A 23609-nucleotide genomic window follows, 5' to 3' on the forward strand; every position below is an offset into this window, starting at 1 on the left:
GCGGGGCGGGGGCCCGGCCGCGGCTGAAGCCCGCGCGGTTGTCCGCGGGGGACGTGCTGAAGGTCGGCGCGGTGGGGCTGCGCACCCGTCCGCTGCGGGCGTTCCTGTCGGCGCTCGGCATCGCGATCGGCATCGCCGCGATGGTGGGCGTGGTCGGCATCTCGTCCTCCTCGCGCGCCGGACTCGACCGCACCCTGGACGCGTTGGGCACCAATCTGCTGACCGTCAGCCCCGGCAACACGATGATGGGCAAGCAGGCCACGCTGCCGTTGACGGCGGAGCGCATGGTGTCGCGGATCGGTCCGGTGGAGTCGGTCTCGGCGATCGGGGAGGTCGCGGACGCCAATGTGTACCGCAACGACCGCATCCCCAAGGCGGAGACCAACGGCATCTCGGTCTTCGCGGCGCGCGAGGACCTGCGGACCGCGGTCGGTGCGGGGCTGCGCTCCGGGTCCTGGCTGAACGGGGCGACCGGGCGGTACCCGGCGGTCGTCCTCGGCTCGGACGCGGCGGACCGGCTCGGCATCGGGAAGGTCGACCCGGACACCCGGGTCCTGATCGGCAAGCGCTGGTTCACGGTCGTCGGGGTCCTCGAAGAGTCCCCGCTCGCACCGGAGTTGGACGTGGCGGCGCTGGTCGGGTGGAAGGGGGCGACCTCGTACCTCGGGTTCGACGGGCACGCGACCACCATCTACACGCGGTCGAAGGAGTCGGCGGTGCCCCAGGTGCAGTCGGTGCTCGGCGCGACCGCCAACCCGGAGCAGCCCGACGAGGTCAACGTGTCCCGGCCGTCCGACGCGCTGACCGCGCAGAAGGCCGCCGGCGAGGCGTTCACCGGGCTGCTGCTCGGGCTCGGCGGGGTGGCGCTGCTGGTCGGCGGGGTCGGCGTGGCCAACACCATGGTGATCTCGGTGTTGGAGCGGCGGGCCGAGATCGGTCTGCGGCGCTCGTTGGGCGCGACGCGGGGGCAGATCCGTACGCAGTTCCTCGCGGAGTCGCTGTTGCTGTCGGCGCTCGGCGGGTTGGGCGGGGCCGTCCTCGGCTCCGGGGTGACCACCGGGTTCGCGGTCTACCAGGGTTGGCCGACGGTCGTTCCGCTGTGGGCGGTCGCCGGCGGCGTGGGGGCGACCCTGGTCATCGGGGGGATCGCGGGCCTCTACCCGGCGGTGCGGGCCTCGCGGCTGGCGCCGACGGAGGCGCTGGCCGCGACCTGAGGTGACGGGTCGCCGGCCGGCGACGGAGCGGGGCGGGAGGGCGCCCGGGGCGACCCGGGCGGCGGGTACGGCGGGGATGCCGGACCGGCGGGCCCTCCCGCCCCGTTCCGCTGTGCGGAGCGTGATTCCCGGGGCTGTACACGGGACCCGTCGACCGTGATCCTGGGGCGACGGCGCCCGCTGGGGCGTGCCGCCGGGCGAGGTCGGGGGAGTGGTCGGTGAGTACCGTCGATCCGGTCGCCGCACGGCGCGAGGAGGCGCGGCGCGCGGCCGCGCCGGGCCGTCCGGGGGCGCCGCCGGGGTTCGGGACGTGGGCGGCCCTGGTGGGGTACGGGGGGCTGTGGGCGCTGTGCGGGTTCGGGGCGGCCGATGCGGCGTCCTACCCGGTGGCGTCGGCGTACCTCACCGAGGACCGGTACCCGGTGAACGACACCCCCGCGTTCCTGTGGGCCCTCTTCGGCGGGCTGATCGCGGCGCTGCTCCTAGGCCCGTCCGGCGGCGGTCGGTGCACCGCGCGCCACGGCCCTTCGTACGCCGCCGGGTTCGCCCATCTGGGCGGCGCTGCGGGACTGCTGTACGGGGCCCGCCGGCAGTGGGTGCGACCGCCCGGCGAGGGGGAGTTCGTCGATGCCGCGGGGGTGGTCGTCGGGTCCTGGGGCGTCGGGCCGTGGATCGCCTGGACCGCGCGGTGGTGGGTGCCCGCGCTGCTCCTGGCGGTGTTCCTCCTGCGGTGGGCGCGGGCGGTGCGGGGGCACCGGGCGCGGCAGCGGCGCGAGGCCCGCGCACGGGAGGTCATCCGTACCGGGCGTCGGGTGTCCGGCGAGGTGACCGACGTGTCGCAGACGGGGGTCGAGGGCGCCGGGCGGCCGCGGCTGGACGTCGTCGTCCGGTTCACCGACCACGAGGGCAGGGTGCGTTGGGTGACCAAACGGGCGTACGTCGGTGCCGACGCCGGGCGGTTGCCCCGGGCGGGGGACCGGGCCGTGGTGTGGGTCGATCCGCTGGCCCCCGGTGACCAGCGGGCGATCCCGGTCGCGCTGTGCGACCGGGGGGAGGACGTGGAGGAGTCCTTGCAGCGGGGTGAACTCCCGTACCTGTGAGGCGTGGTCCGGATCGCCGGGGTCGACGGCCGTCGCGATGACGGACGGGTCGGGGTCGGCCACCGCGCGTGAACGGGGCCGGAGCACCGTGGATCTGACGGGGCGTCGGGCCGGTTAATGTCTGGGCTGTGGTGGTCGGCGGTGATCACCCGTGGCCTGGGCGAAATGGACTCTCCATGACCGATCTGTTCACCGTGTCCGTCGACGGCGTCGAGGGGCCGGCCTTCCGCGGTCGGATACACCTCCTCGGCGCCGACGCCGTCCGGGTGCCCCGCGAGAACTCCTTCCCCGTCGCGCTGTTGGCCGATGCGTGGGCCCGGCTGGACCGCGGTCGGTTGGGCGACGAGGAGGAGGCGGTGACGCGGCCCGTCGACCGGTACCCGTTCTCCGCGGAGCGCGGTCGGCAGATCGCGGCGGGCATGCGGCTCGCCGGGGAGTTCCACGATCTGCACGCCTGTCTCGCGGGGCGGTTGCTGCGGGTGACGGACGAGGGCTTCCTGCTGTCCGACGACGGCAGCACCCTCCTCGAACCCCGGCGCCGGGCCGCCGAGGTGTACGACCTGGGGGGTTCCGGGCGCGATGCCGTCTCCCCGTACGTCCGCACCCTGCGGGACACCGACGAACTCGCCCGTCGGGCGGCCGCCATCGTCACCGGGTACGAGATCGGGCCGCTGCGCAACGTGCCGTTGTGGAGCGAGGTGGCCGCCGTCGAGCCCGACGAGTGGGAGCCGGGCCTGGAGGAGATGGCGACCTGGACGGAGTCCGCCGACCTCGACTACTGGCGCACCTGGCGGCTGTTGGACGGCCGTCCCTTCGAGGAGCAGCCGTACGCGGAGGTCGTCGTCAAGGTCACCGACGCCGGGTACCTGGAGCACCTCACGGACGGGATGCGCTGGTCGACGGCCCGGACCGGCGCGGTGGGGTGAGCCGGCGCCGGCACCGTGGTGCACCTGTCCGGCGCCGGGGTCGCGGGACGACCGGGCCCGCTGTCCGGATCGCGGAACGGTGGGTGTACACGGCATGCGTCTCGCTAGGGTGCGGCCACAGCCGCCGGGCCCGGTCGGGCCCCGTCCTCCAGGAGTCCTTGTGAGCACTGCCGTGGCACCCCCTCCGTTCGCCGCCCGCGCCACTGCCGTGGGCGGGTCGCCGGTCCGGGACATCCTGTCCGTCGTGGGCCGCTCCGGGATGATCAACTTCGCGGGTGGGCTGCCCGCGCCCGAACTGTTCGACGCCGCGGGGGTCGCCGCCGCCTTCCGGGAGGTGCTGGAGGGCACCCCCGCACGGGCGCTCCAGTACGCCACCACCGAGGGCGAACCCGTCCTGCGCGAGGCGCTCGCCCGGCGGACCGCCGACCGGGGGCTGCCCACCGACGCGGACGACGTCCTCGTCACCACCGGGTCGCAGCAGGCGCTGTCCCTGCTGGCGCAGGCGCTCGTGGACCCCGGGGACACCGTCCTGGTGGAGCGGCCCTGCTACCTCGCGGCCATACAGGCGTTCTCCTTCGCCGGCGCCCGGGTCGTCGCCGTGCCGGGGGACGCCGACGGGGTGGACCCCGAGGAACTGGACCGGCTCACCGTCCAGTTGCGGCCCAAGCTGTTCTACTCGGTGCCGACCTTCCAGAACCCCACCGGGCGGACCGTGCCGCTGGAGCGGCGGACCGCCGTCGCGGAGGTGGCCGCGCGCCGCGGACTGTGGTTGGTGGAGGACGACCCGTACGGGGAGCTGCGGTTCGAGGGGCGGCGGGTGCCCTGGATCGCCTCGCTCGACGGCGCCCGTGACCGCACCGCGCTGCTCGGCAGCTTCTCCAAGGTGATGGCGCCGGGGCTGCGGCTCGGTTGGCTGCGGGCGCCCGCCGCACTGCTGCGCGCCTGCGCGGTCGCCAAGCAGGCCGCCGACCTGCACACGCCGACCGTCAACCAGCTCGCCGCCGCCCGCTACCTCGCCGACCGGGACCTCGACGCCCATGTGCGGACCGTGGCCGCCGCCTACGGGCAGCGGCGGGACGCGCTGCTCGCGGGGCTCGCCGAGGCCCTGCCCCCGGGGTCGACGTGGACCCGTCCGGAGGGCGGCATGTTCGTGTGGGCCCGGCTGCCCGACGGCCACGACACCGGGGCGCTGCTGCGGGAGGCGGTCGCCGAGGGCGTGGCCTACGTGCCCGGGGCGCCCTTCCACTGCGACGCCCCGGACCCGGCGACCCTGCGCCTGTGCTTCGTCACCCACACCCCGGACGAGATCCGACTCGGACTGGAACGCCTCGCCCGGGTGCTGCGGAATCCGGCGGTCACTTCACCTCGTTGAGGTTCCCCGTCGCCACGTCGAACACGAATCCGCGAATGCGCGTGTACGGGACGAAGGGGCTCGTCTCGATGCGACGGATCGATTGCCGGACGTCGTCGTCCAGACTCTTGAAGGATTCCGGGGACCAGGCCGGACGGATCAGCGTTTCCTCTTCGATCTCGTGTTTGAATTCATCGTCGGTGAAGGTGAGCATTCCGCAATCCGTGTGGTGGATGAGCATGACGGTGCGGGTGCCGAGCAGACGCTGACTGATCACCAGGGAACGGATCACGTCCTCGGTGATGACCCCGCCCGCATTGCGGATGACGTGCGCGTCTCCCGGGCGCAGGCCCAGGATCGAGAAGATGTCCATGCGCGCGTCCATGCACGCGACGACGGCGAGCCGCCTTTTCGGGGGGAGGGAGAGGGGTCCGGAGAACGTCGTCGCGAACGTCGCGTTGTTCTCCAGGAACTCATCGGTCACTGACATGTTCAGGACCTCGCATTCATATGAAGATCGGCGCCCGTGTCCGTACGGTCGGGCGCCGTACCGCTATGGCGGGGAAACAGTAGCGGCGAATTGCGTACGCACCAGGAATTCCGTCAACAGAGAAACAAGAAAGCAACGCCCCGGAAACACCCACACCCCGCCCGGACGCGCCCCGACAGGCGCGCGGGGAACTGCGCAACCCGCGCCGCACGGTGCAGCACCGCACACGTCGTCCGGGACGCACCTGAAAGGGGCGCGAGGAACTGCGCGCCCAGCCCCAACGCACCCGCACGCGACCACGCCCCGGACGGGGGACCCCACAGGGACGGGGGCGCAGCCGGCCACGGCCACGCCCCCGCACACCCCGACGGGCGGCCGCCCGAACTCAGAGCCGCTCAGGCGTCCGGATGCCCAACAGGTCCATGCCCCGGCGCAGGGTCGCCGCGGTGACCTCGCACAGGAACAGCCGGTTCTCGCGCTGCTCGTCCGTGTCCGCCTTCAACACCGAGCACTTGTCGTAGAACGTGGTGAACAGCGAGGCCACCTGGTACAGGTACGCGGTCACCTTGTGCGGGGCGTACTCGGCCGCCGCCTCCGCCACCGTGTCGCCGAATTGGTCCAGATGCAGGCCCAGCGCCCGCTCGGCGTCTTCGAGGGCCAGCTCCGGGTGGGCCACCGCCCGCGCCTCGCCCGCCTTGCGCAGGATCGAGCGGATGCGGGCGTACGCGTACTGGAGGTACACGCTGGTGTCGCCGTGCAGCGACACCATCTGGTCCAGGTCGAACTTGTAGTCACGGCTCGCGGACGTCGACAGGTCCGCGTACTTCACCGCGCCGATGCCGACCTGGGTGCCCCGCTGGAGGATCTCCTCCTCGGTCAGCTGCCCCAGGTGGTCCTTCTCCCGGACGACCGCCGTGGCCCGCTGCACCGCCTCGTCCAGCAGGTCCTCCAGCCGCACCGTCTCGCCCTCACGGGTCTTGAACGGCTTGCCGTCGGCGCCGAGCACCGTGCCGAACGCCAGCTGCACGGCCCGGACCTCGTCGTCGAGCCAGCCCGCGCGACGGGCCGTCTCGAAGACCATCCGGAAGTGCAGTGCCTGGCGTGCGTCCACCACGTACAGCAGGGTGGACGCCTTCAGGTGGAAGACCCGGTCACGGATCGCCGACAGGTCGGTGGCCGCGTAGCCGTAGCCGCCGTCGGACTTGCGGACGATCAGCGGCGTCGGATTGCCGTCGGCGCCCTTGACGTCGTCAAAGAACACGCACAGCGCGCCCTCCGAGCGGACCGCCACGCCCGACTCCTCCAACAGCCGGCAGGTCTCCTCCAGCATGTCGTTGTAGCCGGACTCGCCGACCACGTCCGGGTCGCGGACCTCCATGTCCAGCTTGTCGAAGACCGAGTGGAAGTAGACCTTCGACTCGTCGACGAACCGCTGCCACAGCTCACGGGTGAGCGGATCGCCGGACTGGAGCGCCACCACCCGGCGGCGGGCCCGCGCCTTGAAGTCCTCGTCCGCGTCGAACAGCGTCCGCGCCGCCTTGTAGAGGCGGTTGAGGTTCGACATGGCGGTGGTGCCCTCGGCGGCGGCGCCGTCGTCGTCCTTGTCCCGGTCCAGCTCGTGCGGGTGGTCGATCAGGTACTCGATGAGCATCCCGAACTGGGTGCCCCAGTCGCCGATGTGGTGCCGGCGCACGACCGTCTCGCCCGCGAACTCCATCAGCCGGACCACGGCGTCGCCGATCACCGCCGACCGCAGGTGCCCGACGTGCATCTCCTTGGCCACGTTCGGCTGCGCGTAGTCGACGACCGTGGTGCCCGGGTCCGCGGCGAGCGGCACGCCGAGGCGGCCCTCCCCGTCGGCGAGCCGCGCGGCCAGGTTCTCGGTGATCGCCCGGTCGGTGACCGTGATGTTGAGGAAGCCGGGGCCCGACACCTCGATCTCGCCGATCACCCCGCCGGCGGGGAGCGCGTCGGTGACCTTGCCGGCCAGCTCGCGCGGGTTGGCCTTCGCCTTCTTCGCCAGGGCCAGGATGCCGTTGGCCTGGAAGTCGGCCCGGTCGCTCCGTCGCAGCAGCGGGTCCGCGGCGCCGGCCTCCGGCAGGGCTGCCTGGAGGGCCGTCGCGAGGCGCTGGTGGACGGAAGCGGAAAGGGACGTGACCGAGGCCATGGGTGGGTGCCGTTCTGCTCGGGTTCCGGAGCTGTCTGAGGTGGTTCCGGGGCCGCTCCCGTACGCCCGCGCTCACCGCGACCGCACGGAGGGCCCGCACCGAAGTATCCCACGCGCCCCGCGCCCACTGATAAGGCGTTTTCGCCCATGCGGGGGGAACTGGGAGAATGGCACGGACGGCCCGCGCACGCCCGTGCGGGGCGGTCGGCTGAGGACGGAGCGCTCCCGGGCGCCGCCACAGGGAACCACTGGGAACACTGGGAAAGAAGGACGTGCCGATCGTGGCTCAGAGCAACGAGACCACCGACTGGGTCTCCCGTTTCGCGGACGAGGTCATCGAGGAGTCGGAGCGCCGCGCCCCCGGGAAACCCGTCGTCGTCGCGTCCGGCCTGTCCCCGTCCGGCCCGATCCACCTCGGCAACCTGCGCGAGGTCATGACCCCGCACCTGGTCGCGGACGAGATCCGCCGCCGGGGCCGCGAGGTCCGCCACGTGCTGTCGTGGGACGACTACGACCGCTACCGCAAGGTGCCCGCCGGCATCGACGGCGTGGACGGCTCCTGGGCCGAGCACATCGGCAAGCCGCTGACCTCGGTGCCCGCCCCGGCGGGCTCCGCGCACCCGAACTGGGCCGAACACTTCAAGGCCGCCATGACCGGAGCGCTCGCCGACCTCGGCGTCGCGTACGACGGCATCAGCCAGACCGAGCAGTACACCGCGGGCACCTACCGCGAGCAGGTGCTGCACGCCGTGCGGCACCGCGGCGACATCGACGCCATCCTCGCCCAGTACCGCACCAAGAAGGGTGCGCCCAAGAAGCAGCAGAAGCCGCTGGACGAGGCCGAGATCGAGGCGGCCGAGGGCTCCGGCGCCGCCGCCGAGGACGACGGGTCCTCCGGCGCCACCGGGTACTTCCCGTACAAGCCGTACTGCGGCGGCTGCGAGAAGGACCTCACCACCATCACCGCGTACGACGACGACACCACCGAGCTCTCCTACACCTGCGCGGGCTGCGGCTTCGCGGAGACCGTGCGGCTGAACGAGTTCAACCGCGGCAAGCTGGTGTGGAAGGTCGACTGGCCGATGCGCTGGGCCTACGAGGGCGTGATCTTCGAGCCCTCGGGCGTGGACCACTCGTCGCCCGGCTCGTCGTTCCAGGTCGGCGGGCAGATCGTCGGGCCCATCTTCGGCGGGAAGCAGCCGATCGGACCGATGTACGCGTTCGTCGGGATCTCCGGCATGGCGAAGATGTCGTCCAGCAAGGGCGGGGTGCCCACCCCGGCCGACGCGCTGGAGATCATGGAGCCCCAGCTGCTGCGCTGGCTCTACGCACGGCGGCGGCCCAACCAGTCGTTCAAGATCGCGTTCGACCAGGAGATCCAGCGGCTCTACGACGAGTGGGACAAGCTCGGCGCGAAGGTCGCCGACGGGTCGGTGCTGCCGGCCGACGCCGCCGCGCACGCCCGCGCCGTGGGCACCGCCGCGGGTCCGCTGCCGACGACGCCGCGCCCGCTGCCCTACCGCACCCTCGCGTCCGTCGCCGACATCACCGGCGGCCACGCGGACCAGGCGCTGCGCATCCTCGGCGAGCTGGACCCGCAGAGCCCGCTGACCTCGCTGGACGAGGTCCGGCCCCGACTCGACCGGGCCGAGGCGTGGATCCTGCGGTACGTGCCCGCCGACGCCCGGACCGTGGTCCGGGCCGACGCCGACGCCGAACTGCTGTCCTCGCTCGACGACCGGGGCCGCGACTCGCTGCGGCTGCTGCTCGACGGGCTGGACGCCCACTGGTCGCTCGACGGGCTGACCACGCTGGTCTACGGGGTGCCGAAGGTCCTCGCCGGACTGGAGCCGGACGCCAAGCCGACGGCCGAGCTGAAGGTCGCCCAGCGCGAGTTCTTCGTGCTGCTCTACCGGCTGCTCGTCGGCCGGGACACCGGTCCGCGACTGCCCACCCTGCTGCTCGCGGTGGGTGCCGACCGGGTGCGCAAGCTGCTCGGCGGCTGACGCCCGGGACCGCTAGGACGACCAGGGAGCCCCCGGCACGTGCCGGGGGCTCCCTGGTCGTCGCTGCATCTTTGGGTGTAGTGCCGGTTCCGCCCCGCGCAGGACGAAACGGGCCATTGCCGGGAGGAGGGTGGAGGCATGAAGGAAATCCTCGCCATCGTCGGATGGGTCGTCGGAATCCAGGGCGGGCTCGGACTGTTCGGGCCGGTCTTCGGGGACCAGCCCATGGGACTGCTCCACCTCTGGTTCGACCTGCCCGCCGCCGTGTACGCCGTACTGCTGGTCGGCGGGCTGGCGTTGGGCGTGTGGGCGGACGTCTCCCGCAAACGGGACCGGGCGCGGGCTGCGCGCTAGTCCTCCACGAGCTCCTACGCGATGTGGTCCTCGGCCAACTCGGTGTTGAACCGCTCCCCGAAGGACTTCACATAGCGCTTGAGTGCGGCGTCACTCTCCTGGACGCCGTACGTCGACTGGAGGTCCGCGCCGAAGCTCCCCGGGGTCGGCATGCTCCCCTGGGCCTTGAAGCTCTGGCGGAAGACCTGGTAGTACGCGTCCTGCCGGGACATGCCCTCCGGGAACCCGGAACGCTCCTCGTCGCCCGCGCCCCCGGCCGGCTCCCCTTCCGGATGCGGCAAGACGGCGTCGTCCGGCGCCTGCTCGATGACGTCCCCCGTCCGCGGTCCGGGCACCGTGCCGTGCCCGAGCGGACGGGTCTGGTTCGGCCCCGCCGGCACGTGGAACCCCGGCCGCGGGGGCTCGGGCCGCACGTACTCCGCCGGGAACTCGGCGTCCGGGTACGGGGGCGGCATGTCGTCGGGCAGGGCCGCCTCGGGGTCCTCGGGCCACAGGTCGTCGCGCCACAGGTCCTCGGACCGCATGCCCTCCGCGCGCCGCGGGGCCTGGTGCCCGTCCACGCCTGCGTCTTCGTACACGTCTTCGTGGCGCTGCTCCGCGTACCACTGTTCGTACCGCTCGTCCGGTTCGTACGTGGGGTCGTAGCCGCCCGCGTAGGGCTTCTGCGGCTGCGGGTCCTTGAACCACGGGTTGCCGTGTTCGTCGACCCTCTGCGCCTGCGCCTGGGCCGGCACCTGGCGCCGGTTCGCGGGGGCCGGTCGGTCCGGGCCCCGGTGCTGCGGGGGTGCGGCGCCGGTGGCGGGCGCGAGTTGGCGTTCCGGCTCGTGGTCGAGGGCCGGCGCCGGGGCCGGTGCGCTGGGTGCGATCGGGGTGCTCTTGACCTCGGCCGCGGGGAGCACGGCCGGTTCGATGCCCGCGGCGGCGAGACCCGCGGGGGCGGTTTCGGCGAGCGGGACCCCGTAGCGCGCGAGCCGCAGCGGCATCAGGGACTCCACCGGGGCCTTGCGCCGCCACGAGCGACCGAAGCGGGAGCGCAACCGCGCCTGGTAGACGAGCCGGTCCTGTTCCAACCGGATCACCTGGTCGTAACTGCGCAGCTCCCACAGCTTCATCCGGCGCCACAGCAGGAACGTCGGCAGCGGCGACAGCAGCCACCGGGTCAGCCGGACGCCCTCCATGTGCTTGTCCGCGGTGATGTCCGCGATCCGGCCCACCGCGTGCCGGGCCGCCTCCACGGAGACGACGAACAGCACCGGGATCACGGAGTGCATGCCCACGCCCAGCGGATCGGGCCAGGCCGCCGCGCCGTTGAACGCGATCGTCGCCAGGGTCAGCAGCCACGCCGTCTGCCGCAGCAACGGGAACGGGATGCGTATCCACGTCAACAGCAGGTCCAGCGCGAGCAGTACGCAGATGCCCGCGTCGATGCCGATCGGGAACACGTAGCTGAAGTTCCCGAAGCCCTTGGCCAGGGCGAGTTCGCGCACCGCCGCGTAGGAACCGGCGAAGCCGATGCCGGCGATGATGACCGCGCCGGCGACGACCAGCCCGATGAGAATGCGGTGGGTCCGCGTCAGCTCAAGTGGTTCGGCCACCGTCGCCCCCTCCCTGCGCCGCCTGTGTTGCCGCGCCCTCGCCCTGCCGTGTGAGGCTGTTGCGCGCAACAGAGTGGCACACCTGTGCGGGTGGTCGGCGACGCGGTGCCCTCCCCGGCCTCCCCTGACCAGGGCCGGACGTGGGCTAAGCGGCCTTCTGCGGCTTGCTCTTGTCGGGGGACCGCGAGATGCCGCTGCCCGAACCGCCGCCGGTCTTGCCCTCTTCGGAGCCCTTGTCGCCCTTGTTGTTCTTCTTCTTGTTCTTGCTGTCGCCGTCCTCGTCGGCGGACTGCTCGTTGGCCGCGATGACCGCGGCCACCGCTTCCTTGGCCGCCTTCTGGGCCGCCTTCGTCAGCGTTTCGGCGCTCGGGGTCGCGTCACCGGCGAGGCCCGCACCGTTGTAGTCGACCGTCACGACGACGTTCTCGACGCGCGCCACGACCGTGTTCTGCTTGAAGGTGCCTTCCTTCTTCTTCAGGTCGTACGCGACCCGCTGCGCCTCGTCGCCCGTGCCGTTGAGCGGGGCGGTGGCGAGCTTCTGCGCCCCGCTCGTGCCCTGGGCGTCCGTGATCTGCTTGCCCAGGTACTCCTTGGCGAGCTTCGCGCCGGAACCGCGGTTCTGGTCGGACTCGAAGCGCAGCAGCGAGACGTTCAACCACCGGAACTGCGAGCCCTTGACCCCGTTGTTGTCGAGGCTGCTCCACGAGCAGGTGCCGCGCGTCGCCGTGTCGTCGGAGGTGCTGGCCTTGCCCGCCCCGGCCTTCGGGGCGAGTTCCCCGCGGGTCGTCTTCGACAGCGTCTCGCACGGGTCGGGCAGCTTCGTGTAGGCGGCTTCCTCGACGGGCGGGGGCGCGGAGTCCGGGGTGGCGGAGCCGGACGCCGGGGCGCTGGACGCGCCGCCCTTCTTCGCGTCGTCGGAACCGGAGTCGGAGCCGGAGTCGGACGAGCAGCCGGCCGCGCCGATGATCACCGTCGCGGTGGCCGCGCAGACGAGGACGCGGGTGAGTCGCTGTGCTGGTCGGTGCATGGTTCCTTCACTCGTGACGCGGTGGATCAGTGGGCCTTGCGGGTGGTCCGAGGGGTCACGGTACGCCGAACGGGTGATGGGCGGGTCCGCAACACCCCCTGCGGGGACGGGCCGGACCGCCGTCAGTTGCTCAGTCGGTCGGCCAGCCGGGCGGCGAGGTTCCGCGCCCTGTCCTGCATGTCCTTGCTGTCGGGCTGCTCGCCGGCGAGCGTCGGCTGGGCCTCGTAACCGATGGTCACGATCACGTTCGACGTGCGGAACACCACAGTCACCTCGCGGTGCTGGGCGGAGCCCGAGGAGGTGGCGGCGTCGTCGATGAAGGCGGCGTCGCCGAGGTCGTCGAGGACGCGGGGGAGCAACTCGTCCGCCGAGTCGGCGTCGGTGTCGCCACTGCTGTCGGTGTCGGTGTCGGTGTCCGCGTCGGCCGTGGGGTCGTCCGAGGCCGCGGGCTGCGAACCCGTCCCGCCGTCGGGGGTGCCGGAGGCGTCCGGGGACGTGCTGCCGGAAGAGGAACCGGAGTTCGACGGCGTGTCCGCGGAGGAACGGGCGGGCTCCGGGATGTCGGCGTCGGACTTCTTCGCCTCGTACACCTCCTGGGCGCGCTCCTCGTCGCTGACCTCCCCGTCGTAGGACACCACCCGGTCCAGGTCGATCAGCAGGTGGTGGGTGGCGTCGACGGACTCGGCCTTCCAACGGCAGCCGACCCGGCGGTCGGTGTCGTAGGTGGCGGTCGCCGTGCCCTCGTACGCCTTGTTCCGCTGCTCCTCGTCGGCGATCTCCTTGATCCCGGGGAGCAGGGAGTCCAGGGTGCTGCGGTTGAGGGCGCCGCAGGGTTCGGGCAGGGTGCGGTAGCGGCCGGGTTCGGCGGCGGGCACGGAGGCGCCGGGCCCGCCCTGCTTGGCGTCACCGGCCGAGCCGTCCGCTTCGGAGCCGCTGGTGCAGCCCGCGAGCAGGGCCGTGAGGAGTACGGCGACGCCCGGTACGTACGCCTTCCGCTGCACGGTGGTGTTCCTCTCGACGGGGGTGCGCCGGACAGGCGCGGGGGCGCGGCCGGGTCCCTGGGAGGGCTTAATCGCTTGCCGCAGGGGACGGTCCGGCCGACACAATGTGTATCGCACGCACGGCCGTGAATGCCGGTCCAGCATCCTTTTCCTTGACCTTGGCACCGGTATTTGCGTTTTCGGGCATTTGTCTAACTACGGGGTTAAGAGGGCGTTATGTCGTACGTGGAGCTTCCGGGGGCCCGGGTACCGATCCGGATGTGGGCGGACCCGGCGACCGTCGAGGACGGGGCACTGCGACAGCTCCAGAACGTGGCGACGCTGCCCTGGATCAAGGGTCTCGCCGTGATGCCGGACGTCCACTACGGCAAGGGCGCCACGGTCGGCTCGGTGATCGCGATGCGGGACGCGGTGTGTCCGGCCGCGGTCGGGGTGGACATCGGCTGCGGGATGTCGGCGGTCCGGACCTCGTTGACGGCGGGCGACCTGCCGGGCGACCTGTCCCGGCTGCGCTCGAAGATCGAGGAGGCCATCCCGGTCGGCCGCGCCATGCACGACGAGGCGGTGGACCCCGGACGGTTCCACGGCTTCGCCACCGCGGGCTGGAACGACTTCTGGACCCGGTTCGGCGGGATCGCCGAGGCGGTGCACTTCCGCCAGGACCGGGCGAGCAAACAGATGGGGACGCTCGGGGGCGGCAACCACTTCGTCGAGGTGTGCATCGACACGGAGGGCGCGGTGTGGCTGATGCTGCACTCGGGTTCGCGCAACATCGGCAAGGAGCTCGCCGAGCACCACATCGGCATCGCGCAGTCCCTCCCGCACAACCAGGGCATCGTCGACCGTGACCTCGCGGTCTTCGTCGCGGACACCCCGCAGATGGCCGCCTACCGCAATGACCTCTTCTGGGCGCAGGAGTACGCGAAGTACAACCGTGCGCTGATGATGTCGCTGCTGCGGGACGTGGTCCGCAAGGAGTTCCGCAAGGCCAAGGTCGGGTTCGAACCGGAGATCTCCTGCCACCACAACTACGTGGCCGAGGAGCGGTACGACGGCATGGACCTGTTGGTCACCCGCAAGGGCGCGATCCGCGCCGGGTCCGGGGACTACGGGATCATCCCGGGGTCCATGGGCACCGGCTCGTACATCGTGCGCGGGCTCGGCAACGAGAAGTCGTTCAACTCGGCCTCCCACGGGGCGGGCCGGCGGATGAGCCGCAACGCGGCGAAGCGGCGGTTCTCCGTCCAGGACCTGGCGGACCAGACCCGGGGCGTCGAGTGCCGCAAGGACGCCGGCGTGGTGGACGAGATCCCCGGCGCGTACAAGCCGATCGAGCACGTCATCGAGCAGCAGCAGGACCTGGTGCAGGTGGTGGCGAAGCTGAAGCAGGTCGTCTGTGTGAAGGGCTGAGCCGTCGGGACGGCCGGCCCGCCCCGGCGGGCTACTTGCCGTGGCGGACTGCGTAGATCATGACGAAGGCGACCAGGTGGATGCCGAAGAGGAAGTAGGCCAGGTACCACCAGACGTAGCGCTCGGTGCGTTTCTCCTCGGCGCGGCGGCGCACGTCCGCGTCGGTGCCGGTGCCGGTGCCGGTGCCGGTGCCGGTGCCGGCACTGGTGTCGGTGGGCGGGGCCGGGTGGGCGGCGGGCTGGTCGGGGCCGGGGTCGTCCGGGCCGGTGGTCATCGGACGCGGTGGACCTTCGTGTTGGACGCCTGGGCGCGGGGGCGCACCACCAGCAGGTCGATGTTGACGTGGCTCGGGCGGGTGACCGTCCAGGCGATGGTGTCGGCCACGTCGTCCGCCGTGAGGGGCTCGGCCACCCCTTCGTAGACCTTCGCGGCCTTCTCCTCGTCGCCCCGGAACCGGGTCTTCGCGAACTCGTCCGTGCGGACCATGCCGGGCGCCACCTCGACGACCCGCACCGGGCGCCCCACGATCTCCAGCCGGAGGGTCTCGGCGAGGACGTGCTCGGCGTGCTTCGCCGCGACGTACCCGCCGCCGCCCTCGTACGCGGCGTGGCCCGCGGTGGACGACACGATCACCACCGTGCCGTCGCCGCTCGCCTCCAGCGCCGGGAGGAGGCACTGGGTGACGTGCAGGGTGCCGAGGACGTTGGTCTCGTACATCTGGCGCCAGTCCGCCGGGTCGGCCGTCGCCACCGGGTCGGCGCCGAGGGCTCCGCCGGCGTTGTTCACCAGGACCGCGCAGTGCTCCAGGGTCGCCGCGAAGGACTCCACGGCGGCGCGGTCGGTGACGTCCAGCGGGTGGGCCGTGGCCTGGTGGCCGGCTGTCGTCAGCTCCGCCGCCAGGTCCGCTATCCGGTCCTTGCGGCGGGCGGTGAGCACCACCCGGAACCCCTCGGCGGCGAGCCGGCGGGCGGTGGCCGCGCCGATGCCGCTGCTCGCTCCGGTCACGACCGCCGTGCGCGCCGGCGGGGGCGCGCCGTGGGGGAGGGTACTGGCGTCCGGGCGGGTCATGACGGGACTCCTCGGCCTGGGGCGGCTGGTGGCGCGGCTGCGTCGCCGGGATTCAGGATAGGCGGGTCCGGCGGACACCGTTCGGGCCTGTGGACAACTTTCGGCGACACCCCGCTGACCAGTGCGGACGTCCCGTTCGCCTCAGCTGCCGCTGCGGGGCGCGTACATGATCACGGCCATGCCGGCGAGGCAGATCAGGGCGCCCGTCACGTCCCACCGGTCCGGCCGGTAGCCGTCCGCGACCATGCCCCAGACGATCGAACCGGCGACGAAGACACCCCCGTAGGCGGCGAGGACGCGGCCGAACTCGGCGTCGGGCTGGAGGGTGGCGACGAACCCGTACGCGCCGAGGGCGATGATCCCGGCACCGATCCACACCCAGCCCCGGTGCTCCCGCACCCCCTGCCAGACGAGCCAGGCACCGCCGATCTCGAAGAGGGCGGCGACGACGAAGAGCAGCACGGAGCGGGCGGTGAGCATGGGGAGAGGCTGCCACGTCGCCGGGACGCGTCACCTGTTGGGTGGCGCCTGGGGCCTGCGTGGCGGGGGATACATCCCCGTGATGCATCGGATCGTATGACCGGACCTGACCGGATCTGACCCGACGGGACCTGACCCGACCGGACCGGACCGATGCGACGGTGAGGAGCGGGCGCGGTGCGCGGACACGGCTACGGACACGGGCGCGAGTACGGCCACGGACACGGCCACGAGTACGGCCGCGGCCGCCGTGGGGCCGGGTGGCGTCCCGTCCGCGGCGTGCTGGCGGCGTGCCTGGTGGGCGCCGTGGCGCTCGGCACGGCCGCCGCGGGACCACTGCCGACGGGACCGTTGCCGACGGGGGCGGCCCCCGGGGACGAACCGGAGGCGTCGGTGTCGGAGGCCGACCTGGCGCAGCACGGCAGCGTGTCGATGGCGCAGGGCCGGGTGAGCCTGCGGTTCACCCCGCAGAACTTCGGGCCCTCCGACATCAGCGACGCGACGACCCGACTCGACTGGTCGGTGCCGCTCGCCGACGAGCAGGTCCTCCCGGCGCGGTGCGTGCGCGCGGGCCGGGCCGCGCTGGTGTGCCGGACCGGCGGGCTGACGGCGGGCGGCCTCGGTGACCCCGTCGAGCTGGCGGTCCGGCTGGCGGGCGCGCCGACGGAGGTGTCGCTACGGATCGACACCCTGTGGAACGGCGGCGCACGGGACGACAACCCGGACAACCACCGGCACGAGGTGCTGGTGCTGGAGACGGGCGACGTCTACCACTTCTGATGCGCACCGGCCCGTCCGGTGCGCACCGGCCCGGCCGGGAGCCCTTCAGGGGCGCGGGGAACTGCGCAGAACGACAGCGCACCCGCACCCGACAGCGCACCGCCAGGTGAACGCGCCTCCGTCAGCGCGCCGCGTGCGCGGTCGGCGGGACGCCGACCGTCGCGGTGAAGTCGCGGACCAGATGGGCCTGGTCCGCGTAGCCGAGGTCGGCCGCGAGTCCCGCCCAGTCCACCGCCCGCTCGTCCTCGGCGCGCTCCAGGGCCTCGTGGATGCGGTAGCGGAGGATGACCCACTTGGGTCCGACCCCGACGTACGCGGCGAACAGCCGTTGCATCGTGCGGACCGGCATGTCCTGGTCGCGGGCGAAGTCGCCGACCCGGCGGATCGACCGGTCCCGGCGGATGAGGTCGACCAGGTCGGTGGCCAGGGCGGCCTGCGGGTCGGCTTCGGGGCCCCGGCCGTGCGGGCCGAGCCCCCGGAGGAAGGCGTCGAGCGCCGCCACGCGTGCCCGGTCGTCCTCGGGGGTGAGGACGGCGTGCAGGGCGGTGGCGAGCGCGGGTGCGTGCGCGGGCTCGTCGAAGACCGCGGGCGGGGCGAGACGGCGTCCGGTCCACTCGGCGGCGGGCGCGTGCGGGGCGAAGGGGCGGAAGCCGCCCGGACGGAACTGGATGCCGCAGACGCGTCCGGTGGCCGCCAGCTCCTGGGTGAACAGGTCGAGTCCGACGCCCGCCACCTCGCAGAACGGCTGCTGGCCCGCGTAGTGCTGGAAGACGATGTTGACGCAGGGGTGGGGGACGACATGCGTCGCGTAGGGCCGTGGCAGGTCCCAGTCGATCAGCCAGTAGTGCTCCAGGTAGGGGCGTAGGTCGGCGGCGGGTTCGTGGCGGCGGAAACGTACGTGGTTCAGCAGGTCGGCGGCGTTCACGATGCCCCGGGTGTCACGGCGTGGCGCTGACATGGGGGAATCGTAAGCGGGGGTGCTCGCGAAGAGCTGTCGCGTTTGTTCAAGCCGCGGCCGTGGCGCGTTCTTACGGTGAACGTATGAGTGATCTTCGTACTGCGCCGGAGTCCGGTGCCCCCGCGCTGGGCGTGCTCCTCGACGCCTCCGGCCGCCTTGCGGTGGACCTGGTCCGGGCGCTGCCCGACGCCTCGCTGACCCACCGCACCCCGTGCGCCGACTACGACGTGCGGGCCCTGCTGGACCACCTCTTCCACGTGGTGGTCCAGTTCCGGGAGCTGGCGCTGAAGCGGCCGTCCGACTTCAGCGCCACGCCCGAGCGGGTGGCGGTGGGGGCCGACTGGCGCGAGGGGTTCGCCGCGGCGGTGACGGAGCTGGTCGGGGCGTGGTCGCTGCCCGGCGCGGAGGAGGGCACCACGGGGGCGATGGACCTGCCGGCGCGGACGGTGGGGTGCATGGCGCTGCTCGACCTCACGGTGCACGCCTGGGACCTCGCCCGGGCCCTGGGGGTGCCGTACCGGCCCGATCCGGACGGCACGGGCGTGGTGCCGGTGCTGGAGCGGGCGGTGGCGGAGCTGGGGCCGACGGCGCGCCGGATGGGGATGATGGGGGAGCCGGTGGCCGTGCCGGAGGGGGCCGGGGCGTTCGAGCGGCTGCTGGCCGCGACGGGGCGTGACCCGCGGTGGACCCCGCCGGGCGAGGGGGCGGCGCCGGGGGAGTCGTAGGCGGCGCCCCTCGGCAGGCGGGGTGTCACGGAACGTGATGAGGGTCCGGTGGGGCGGTGGACCGCCCGCCGGGCCCTCGTGCGTGCGGTGGTCGGGGGCGGGGGTGCGGGAATACCTAGGGGTGGGGTACGGTTCGGACTGATGTAGTTGAACAATCAACCACTTCGAAGGGTGAGCAGCCATGCAGTTCGGAATCTTCTCCGTCGGGGACGTCACGCCGGATCCGACGACCGGCCGTCTCCCCACCGAGCACGAGCGGATCAACGCGATGACGTCCATCGCGCTGAAGGCCGAAGAGGTCGGGCTCGACGTCTTCGCGATGGGTGAGCACCACAACCCGCCGTTCGTCCCCTCCTCGCCGACGACCATGCTCGGCTGGATCGCCGCCCGCACCGAGAACCTGATCCTCTCCACCTCCACCACCCTCATCACCACCAACGACCCGGTGAAGATCGCCGAGGACTACGCGATGCTCCAGCACCTCGCGAACGGTCGCATCGACGTGATGATGGGCCGCGGCAACACCGGCCCGGTGTACCCGTGGTTCGGTCAGGACATCCGGCAGGGCATCCCGCTGGCCATCGAGAACTACGCGCTGCTGCACCGTCTGTGGCGCGAGGACGTGGTCGACTGGGAGGGCAAGTTCCGCACGCCGCTCCAGTCGTTCACCTCGACCCCGCGTCCGCTGGACGGGGTGCCGCCCTTCGTGTGGCACGGTTCGATCCGCTCCCCGGAGATCGCGGAACAGGCCGCGTACTACGGTGACGGCTTCTTCCACAACAACATCTTCTGGCCCAAGCAGCACACCCAGCGGATGGTGGAGCTCTACCGCGACCGGTACGCCCACTACGGGCACGGCACGGCCGAGCAGGCCGTCGTCGGACTCGGCGGGCACGTGTTCCTGCGGAAGAACTCGCAGGACGCGATCCGGGACTTCCGGCCGTACTTCGACAACGCGCCGGTCTACGGGCACGGTCCGTCGCTGGAGGAGTTCTCCCAGCAGACGCCGCTGACCGTGGGTTCGCCGCAGGAGGTCATCGAGAAGACGCTGTCCTTCCGCGAGTACGCGGGCGACTACCAGCGCCAGCTCTTCCTCGTCGACCACGCGGGACTGCCGCTCAAGACGGTCCTGGAGCAGCTGGACCTGCTCGGCGAGGAGGTCGTCCCGGTGCTGCGCAAGGAGTTCGCCAAGAACCGCCCGGCGAACGTGCCGGACGCGCCCACCCACGCCAGCCGGCTCGCCGCGGCGCGCGCAGCCGATGGCAGTGACACCAGTGACACCAGTGACAGCAACGACACGCAGGAGGTGACGACCGCATGAAGCTCGTGGTCGTTTCCGCGGGACTGAGCGTCCCCTCGTCCACCCGGCTGCTCGCCGACCGGCTCACCGAGTCGACCGTGCGGCGGGCGCCCGGTACGGACGTCGAGGTGATCGAACTGCGGGACCTCGCCGTCGAGATCGCGCACAACTTCGTCACCGGCTTCCCGGGGCCCGCCCTGGAGTCGGCCCTGGAGTCGGTGGCGGGGGCGGACGCGCTGATCGTGGTGTCGCCGGTGTTCTCCGCCTCCTACAGCGGACTGTTCAAGTCGTTCTTCGACGTGATCGACAAGGACGCGCTGACCGGGAAGCCGGTGCTCATCGGCGCCACCGGGGGCACCGGACGGCACTCGCTGGTGCTCGACCACGCCCTGCGGCCGCTGTTCGGGTACCTGCGGGCCGTGGTCCTGCCGACCGGCGTCTACGCCGCGTCCGAGGACTGGGGCGCCGAAGGGCTCGCCGAGCGGATCGAGCGGGCCGCCGGGGAACTCGTGGCCCTCACGGCGCCGCGGGAGGAAGCGGCCTCCGCCGGGGTGCCCGCGCAGGACCGCGGCGACGGGCCGGCCGGGACGACCGGCGGGGCGCCCCGCACGGTCGGCTCGATCGAGGACCGGCCGCTCGGCACCGGCTCCCTCAAGGACCGGGTCGTGCCCTTCGAGCAGCAGCTCGCCGCCCTGAAGGTGCGGTGACGGAAACCCTGCGCCGGGTCCGTGCCCGCCGCCCGGGCCGCATCCGCGGCCCGGGCGGCGGGCACCCGCCCCGCACGGGGCGCCCCGCGCAGGTGACGCAGTCATGACCGCTGCATGCGCGGAGTCAGGCCCGGGAACGCCCCGGTCCCGACCCCCGCAGCAGATCGCGCAGCCACCGCGCCGCGCGCCATCGCCGCACCCGTCGTATGAGGGCACGACGTCTGCGCACCAGTGAGGCGACGTACCGGGCGCGGGTGCGCTGCCAGTTCCGTCGACCCCGACTGGCCCCCAGATCGTCGAACAACAGTTCGTAGCGGTCGACGATCGGTCCCGGGTCGTAGCGCCGGGCGCTCTCCAGCGCGGCGGCGGCCATCTCCCGACGGCCCGACTCGTCGTCGATCAGGGCGAGCATGGCCTCGGCCAGTGCACGGGCGTCCCCCATCGGCACGAGCCTGCCGTTGACGCCGTCGCGGATGATCTCGGCGGGCCCGAGCGGGCAGTCCGTACTGACCACCGGCACCCCACAGCGCATGGCCTCGACCAGCGTCATCCCGAAGGACTCGGCGTCCGAGGCGCTGACCAGCAGCGACGCCTTGGCGAACTCCGGCTCGATCGGCGAGTGCGGCCCCATCAACGTGGCCCGGCCGGCCAGCTCCAGCCGGTCGATCTGCCGCTGCAACCGCTCCTGCTGCGCCCCGCCCCCGTAGATCCGCAGCCGCCAGTCGGGCTGCTTGTCGGAGACCAGCCGGAACGCGTCGAGCAGCAGGTCGAACCGTTTCCCCTTGGCGAGCCGCCCGGCCGCGGCGATGACCTTGGCGGAGCCGTCGGAGGGGGTCACGTCCGTGTCCGGCACGATGTTCGGCACCGCGATCACCGGGACGCCCGGCAGCCGCATCTTCGCCCGGTAGGCGGCGGCGTCCGCCTCCGTGATCGTCACCAGTGCGTCGAGGGTGCGGTAGTGGCGGGCGAGCACCCCGCGCAACGGCTTCTGGTGGGCGTCGTGCCGCAGGTGCTCCTGGGCGATCCGCAGGGCGCCGGGGGGCCCGAAACGTGCCAGATACACATTTATCCCGGGCCGAGTGCCGATGACGACGTCTGCGGTACAGCCCTTCAGATATTCCCGTACGCGCAGGTCCATCAGCCGGTTGTACTGGTGGTGACGCGTGTCTTCGACGGGAAAATCGCGGGCGGGTTCATCGAATTCCGGAAGGGCTGCGTCCGGCCCTGCCTCGCGCATGTCCACCAGCGGGACCAGTCGGACCCCCGGGGGCGTCACGAAGCGCGGGTTCTCGCGGTGCCGCATCATCGACACGATCTCCACGTCGTGCCGTTCGGCGAGCGCCCCCGCGAGGTTGAGGGTCACCCGGACGGTGCCCCCGATGGCGTATCCGTTGTGCAGCAGGAAAACGATCTTCATGCGCCAGTCCCCCGTACCGGGCGGTCCCCGGGAGCAGGGCCGTCAGCGCGGCTGCCCACCCCCCCGCCGGTCGGAACGTTTTGAGCGGTTTGGTTCACGTGCTCTGGCGGTTCCACGTGCTTCCTCCAGCTTTTGGCCCGCGCACCGCGCGCGCACGTCACCTCCACGACTCACGTCCCCGGCCCAGGCCGCGCGGTGTACAGAATGGAACGCCCCGTGTCGAGAAGTGGTTACGAGCGCGAGCCAGATGGTGGACGGGGGAGTACGGGCACGGCGAGGTCGAACGTGCTGTGCCCCGGAGGTGGTGACGGAACGTCAGTGGTGCTGCGGTAGTGCAATGGTCAAGGCCATACTAGACAGTACGGTTGGTGACCGGCCTCGTGGAGGCGGTGGCTGAAGTCCTGCCACTGGTGCAACAGTTGGTAGACGTTGAATGCGTCACGCGGACCGCCCCGGTCGGGGACGGTGGACCAGATGAACGCCGCCGCGCCCACCGACTCCTCGCCGACGCCGCGCAGCGGGTCGACGACCGTCATGGGGAGCTTCACGACGGCGTAGTCGGGATGGAGGACGACGAGTTCCAGCGGCGGCACCTTGTGCAGGGGTATGCCCTCGATGCCGGTGAGGACCATGGCGGCCACCGTCTCCGGCTTGATCTTGGTGAACATGCCGCCCATGCCCAGCTCGTCGCCGCCGAGTTCCTCGGGGCGCATCGAGATCGGCACCCGGGCCGCGGTGGCACCGTCGGGAGCGCCGAAGTACTTGTAGGTCACCCCCACCCGCCCGCTCCTGCTTCCCGGGTACGCCCGCTCCGTCTCGCCCCGGCCCCCCGGGACGTGCGCCCCGCCGGGAAGCTGGGCTCCCGCCGCCTCCGCCGCTTCGCGCCGGTGCCTTCCCCGCCGGGCACGCCGGGGGCCCAGGTCGTCGGTCCCCTCGCCCAGTCCGCCACCGCGATGCATATCTCCACCCGACTGCTTTTCCAAGGCGCGCGGAACCGGCCGCGCAACCCGATCATCGTGTCAGTGACCTCCCCCACGCCCACGCGCCGAAACGTGCCGTGAAACACCCTGACGCCGGACGTCGGAAGGCTCTGGCACCAAGGCCGCAGTCCGTATCATGTCCGGCTTCGAGCCGTCTGGGTAGTCTACGGATCATGGGTCCGGCTCATGAGGTGGGGCGCCCGGAGGCGGGTCGCCACCGTACTCCGGGTGGCAGCAGGATATACCCGTCGGGCAAAGTCCAAAGGGGATAAGCGCGGAGCCGGCTCGAAAGCGCGGGGTGAAGTCGCGCGGGGAAAAGCCCGTTGAACCCCCGGGAACGGTGCGCCGGGAAATCACCGTGTTCGCCGTGGCCCCGCCCTTTTCCGCGGGAACCCGAGAACGCACCCGTGGACGTCCGCAACCGCGGGACCCGCCCGATCGGTGGCCGCAGACCTTCCGGGGTTGCCCGGAACCCGCCCCCTCGTGGGTGGTTCCCCGGTCGCCCCCGCGTTCCTGCGTGTTGCCCCGCGGTGACCGCTCCGCCGGCCCGTGC

General features: G+C 72.3%; 22 protein-coding genes. 11 read left to right on the top strand and 11 right to left on the bottom strand.

Features of this window, described 5'->3' with window-relative positions:
- Positions 1 to 23 precede the first annotated feature (23 nt).
- From ACFYOU_RS18505 to ACFYOU_RS18520, 4 genes are all read left to right on the top strand, one after another.
- On the top strand, positions 24 to 1214 hold the full coding sequence (locus ACFYOU_RS18505; protein ID WP_389768716.1) for an ABC transporter permease: 1191 nt from the start codon (positions 24 to 26) through the stop codon (positions 1212 to 1214).
- A 218-nt stretch (positions 1215 to 1432) separates the two neighbouring features.
- Complete coding sequence (locus tag ACFYOU_RS18510) at positions 1433 to 2314, top strand: DUF3592 domain-containing protein (protein WP_391306862.1); 882 nt, start codon at positions 1433 to 1435, stop codon at positions 2312 to 2314.
- Positions 2315 to 2490: 176 nt separating this feature from the next.
- Positions 2491 to 3240 carry a hypothetical protein gene (locus tag ACFYOU_RS18515; protein ID WP_391306864.1) on the top strand — a complete coding sequence of 250 codons (750 nt, stop codon included), beginning with the start codon at positions 2491 to 2493 and terminating at the stop codon, positions 3238 to 3240.
- Positions 3241 to 3400: 160 nt separating this feature from the next.
- Entirely contained in the window at positions 3401 to 4612 is a 1212-nt protein-coding gene (locus tag ACFYOU_RS18520; protein WP_391306866.1) for an aminotransferase class I/II-fold pyridoxal phosphate-dependent enzyme, read from the top strand.
- Here the strand turns inward: ACFYOU_RS18520 and ACFYOU_RS18525 are convergent.
- Both ACFYOU_RS18525 and argS read right to left on the bottom strand, forming a co-directional pair.
- Positions 4596 to 5081 carry a beta-class carbonic anhydrase gene (locus ACFYOU_RS18525; protein WP_385494918.1) on the bottom strand — a complete coding sequence of 162 codons (486 nt, stop codon included), beginning with the start codon at positions 5079 to 5081 and terminating at the stop codon, positions 4596 to 4598. The genes ACFYOU_RS18520 and ACFYOU_RS18525 overlap by 17 nt on opposite strands.
- 385 nt (positions 5082 to 5466) lie before the next feature.
- Positions 5467 to 7248 carry an arginine--tRNA ligase gene (gene argS, locus ACFYOU_RS18530; protein WP_391306868.1) on the bottom strand — a complete coding sequence of 594 codons (1782 nt, stop codon included), beginning with the start codon at positions 7246 to 7248 and terminating at the stop codon, positions 5467 to 5469.
- Positions 7249 to 7520: 272 nt separating this feature from the next.
- Here argS and lysS point away from each other — a divergent pair, with 272 nt between their 5' ends.
- Together lysS and ACFYOU_RS18540 are read left to right on the top strand one after the other, a co-directional pair.
- The gene (gene lysS, locus ACFYOU_RS18535) at positions 7521 to 9254 is read left to right on the top strand and encodes a lysine--tRNA ligase (protein ID WP_389768633.1); all 1734 of its coding nucleotides are present in this window, start codon (positions 7521 to 7523) and stop codon (positions 9252 to 9254) included.
- A 138-nt stretch (positions 9255 to 9392) separates the two neighbouring features.
- Positions 9393 to 9608, top strand: coding sequence for a hypothetical protein (locus ACFYOU_RS18540; RefSeq protein ID WP_387003779.1), 216 nt, complete (start codon positions 9393 to 9395; stop codon positions 9606 to 9608).
- Positions 9609 to 9622: 14 nt separating this feature from the next.
- On the opposite strand, the gene ACFYOU_RS18545 is transcribed toward ACFYOU_RS18540, so the two are convergent.
- The 3 genes from ACFYOU_RS18545 to ACFYOU_RS18555 all read right to left on the bottom strand — a co-directional run bounded on the left by ACFYOU_RS18545 (position 9623) and on the right by ACFYOU_RS18555 (position 13231).
- Positions 9623 to 11203, bottom strand: a complete 1581-nt coding sequence (locus tag ACFYOU_RS18545; protein WP_391306870.1) for a DUF2637 domain-containing protein — start codon at positions 11201 to 11203, stop codon at positions 9623 to 9625.
- A gap of 145 nt (positions 11204 to 11348) precedes the next feature.
- On the bottom strand, positions 11349 to 12230 hold the full coding sequence (locus tag ACFYOU_RS18550) for a DUF3558 domain-containing protein (protein ID WP_391306872.1): 882 nt from the start codon (positions 12228 to 12230) through the stop codon (positions 11349 to 11351).
- 122 nt (positions 12231 to 12352) lie between these two features.
- Entirely contained in the window at positions 12353 to 13231 is an 879-nt protein-coding gene (locus ACFYOU_RS18555) for a DUF3558 domain-containing protein (RefSeq protein ID WP_389768624.1), read from the bottom strand.
- A 216-nt stretch (positions 13232 to 13447) separates the two neighbouring features.
- Here ACFYOU_RS18555 and ACFYOU_RS18560 point away from each other — a divergent pair, with 216 nt between their 5' ends.
- On the top strand, positions 13448 to 14641 hold the full coding sequence (locus tag ACFYOU_RS18560; RefSeq protein ID WP_389768622.1) for an RtcB family protein: 1194 nt from the start codon (positions 13448 to 13450) through the stop codon (positions 14639 to 14641).
- Positions 14642 to 14672: 31 nt separating this feature from the next.
- Here ACFYOU_RS18560 and ACFYOU_RS18565 read toward each other — a convergent pair whose 3' ends face one another.
- The 3 genes from ACFYOU_RS18565 to ACFYOU_RS18575 all read right to left on the bottom strand — a co-directional run bounded on the left by ACFYOU_RS18565 (position 14673) and on the right by ACFYOU_RS18575 (position 16189).
- Positions 14673 to 14915 (bottom strand): hypothetical protein, encoded by a 243-nt coding sequence (locus ACFYOU_RS18565; protein WP_391306875.1) that lies wholly within the window; start codon positions 14913 to 14915, stop codon positions 14673 to 14675.
- Positions 14912 to 15709 (bottom strand): SDR family NAD(P)-dependent oxidoreductase, encoded by a 798-nt coding sequence (locus tag ACFYOU_RS18570; protein ID WP_391306877.1) that lies wholly within the window; start codon positions 15707 to 15709, stop codon positions 14912 to 14914. Before ACFYOU_RS18570 ends, ACFYOU_RS18565 begins: the two co-directional genes overlap by 4 nt.
- Positions 15710 to 15850: 141 nt before the next feature.
- Positions 15851 to 16189, bottom strand: coding sequence for a YnfA family protein (locus tag ACFYOU_RS18575; protein WP_389768614.1), 339 nt, complete (start codon positions 16187 to 16189; stop codon positions 15851 to 15853).
- Between the two features lie 177 nt (positions 16190 to 16366).
- On the opposite strand from ACFYOU_RS18575, the gene ACFYOU_RS18580 reads away from it, so the two are divergent.
- Positions 16367 to 16969, top strand: a complete 603-nt coding sequence (locus ACFYOU_RS18580) for a hypothetical protein (RefSeq protein WP_391306879.1) — start codon at positions 16367 to 16369, stop codon at positions 16967 to 16969.
- Positions 16970 to 17090: 121 nt separating this feature from the next.
- On the opposite strand, the gene ACFYOU_RS18585 is transcribed toward ACFYOU_RS18580, so the two are convergent.
- Positions 17091 to 17927: a DUF6597 domain-containing transcriptional factor gene (locus ACFYOU_RS18585; protein ID WP_391306880.1), complete on the bottom strand. Its 837-nt coding sequence runs from the start codon at positions 17925 to 17927 to the stop codon at positions 17091 to 17093.
- 83 nt (positions 17928 to 18010) lie between these two features.
- Here ACFYOU_RS18585 and ACFYOU_RS18590 point away from each other — a divergent pair, with 83 nt between their 5' ends.
- The 3 genes from ACFYOU_RS18590 to ACFYOU_RS18600 all read left to right on the top strand — a co-directional run bounded on the left by ACFYOU_RS18590 (position 18011) and on the right by ACFYOU_RS18600 (position 20659).
- The gene (locus ACFYOU_RS18590; protein WP_389768605.1) at positions 18011 to 18652 is read left to right on the top strand and encodes a TIGR03086 family metal-binding protein; all 642 of its coding nucleotides are present in this window, start codon (positions 18011 to 18013) and stop codon (positions 18650 to 18652) included.
- A 181-nt stretch (positions 18653 to 18833) separates the two neighbouring features.
- Positions 18834 to 19973, top strand: coding sequence for a CE1758 family FMN-dependent luciferase-like monooxygenase (locus tag ACFYOU_RS18595; protein WP_391306881.1), 1140 nt, complete (start codon positions 18834 to 18836; stop codon positions 19971 to 19973).
- Positions 19970 to 20659, top strand: a complete 690-nt coding sequence (locus ACFYOU_RS18600; protein WP_391306883.1) for a CE1759 family FMN reductase — start codon at positions 19970 to 19972, stop codon at positions 20657 to 20659. Before ACFYOU_RS18595 ends, ACFYOU_RS18600 begins: the two co-directional genes overlap by 4 nt.
- Before the next feature lie 124 nt (positions 20660 to 20783).
- Here the strand turns inward: ACFYOU_RS18600 and ACFYOU_RS18605 are convergent, their stop codons facing one another.
- Together ACFYOU_RS18605 and ACFYOU_RS18610 are read right to left on the bottom strand one after the other, a co-directional pair.
- Positions 20784 to 22076, bottom strand: a complete 1293-nt coding sequence (locus tag ACFYOU_RS18605; protein ID WP_389768598.1) for a glycosyltransferase family 4 protein — start codon at positions 22074 to 22076, stop codon at positions 20784 to 20786.
- 341 nt (positions 22077 to 22417) lie between these two features.
- A complete protein-coding gene (locus tag ACFYOU_RS18610) occupies positions 22418 to 23035 on the bottom strand; it encodes a hypothetical protein (RefSeq protein WP_389768595.1) in 618 nt (205 codons plus the stop codon).
- Positions 23036 to 23609 lie beyond the last annotated feature (574 nt).

It is taken from the genome of Streptomyces sp. NPDC005955 (assembly GCF_042871255.1).
In the GTDB taxonomy this organism is placed as follows: Bacteria; Actinomycetota; Actinomycetes; order Streptomycetales; family Streptomycetaceae; genus Streptomyces.

Excerpts from the sequence above, each read along its gene's own strand:
- ACFYOU_RS18610 (WP_389768595.1), bottom strand. The coding sequence starts at position 23,035 with ATGCATCGCGGTGGCGGACTGGGCGAGGGGACCGACGACCTGGGCCCC.
- ACFYOU_RS18565 (WP_391306875.1), bottom strand. The coding sequence starts at position 14,915 with ATGACCACCGGCCCGGACGACCCCGGCCCCGACCAGCCCGCCGCCCAC.
- argS (WP_391306868.1), bottom strand. The coding sequence starts at position 7,248 with ATGGCCTCGGTCACGTCCCTTTCCGCTTCCGTCCACCAGCGCCTCGCG.
- ACFYOU_RS18540 (WP_387003779.1), top strand. The coding sequence starts at position 9,393 with ATGAAGGAAATCCTCGCCATCGTCGGATGGGTCGTCGGAATCCAGGGC.
- ACFYOU_RS18515 (WP_391306864.1), top strand. The coding sequence starts at position 2,491 with ATGACCGATCTGTTCACCGTGTCCGTCGACGGCGTCGAGGGGCCGGCC.
- ACFYOU_RS18600 (WP_391306883.1), top strand. The coding sequence starts at position 19,970 with ATGAAGCTCGTGGTCGTTTCCGCGGGACTGAGCGTCCCCTCGTCCACC.
- ACFYOU_RS18525 (WP_385494918.1), bottom strand. The coding sequence starts at position 5,081 with ATGTCAGTGACCGATGAGTTCCTGGAGAACAACGCGACGTTCGCGACG.
- ACFYOU_RS18585 (WP_391306880.1), bottom strand. The coding sequence starts at position 17,927 with ATGTCAGCGCCACGCCGTGACACCCGGGGCATCGTGAACGCCGCCGAC.
- ACFYOU_RS18560 (WP_389768622.1), top strand. The coding sequence starts at position 13,448 with ATGTCGTACGTGGAGCTTCCGGGGGCCCGGGTACCGATCCGGATGTGG.
- ACFYOU_RS18595 (WP_391306881.1), top strand. The coding sequence starts at position 18,834 with ATGCAGTTCGGAATCTTCTCCGTCGGGGACGTCACGCCGGATCCGACG.
- ACFYOU_RS18550 (WP_391306872.1), bottom strand. The coding sequence starts at position 12,230 with ATGCACCGACCAGCACAGCGACTCACCCGCGTCCTCGTCTGCGCGGCC.
- ACFYOU_RS18590 (WP_389768605.1), top strand. The coding sequence starts at position 18,011 with ATGAGTGATCTTCGTACTGCGCCGGAGTCCGGTGCCCCCGCGCTGGGC.
- ACFYOU_RS18605 (WP_389768598.1), bottom strand. The coding sequence starts at position 22,076 with ATGAAGATCGTTTTCCTGCTGCACAACGGATACGCCATCGGGGGCACC.
- ACFYOU_RS18575 (WP_389768614.1), bottom strand. The coding sequence starts at position 16,189 with ATGCTCACCGCCCGCTCCGTGCTGCTCTTCGTCGTCGCCGCCCTCTTC.
- ACFYOU_RS18570 (WP_391306877.1), bottom strand. The coding sequence starts at position 15,709 with ATGACCCGCCCGGACGCCAGTACCCTCCCCCACGGCGCGCCCCCGCCG.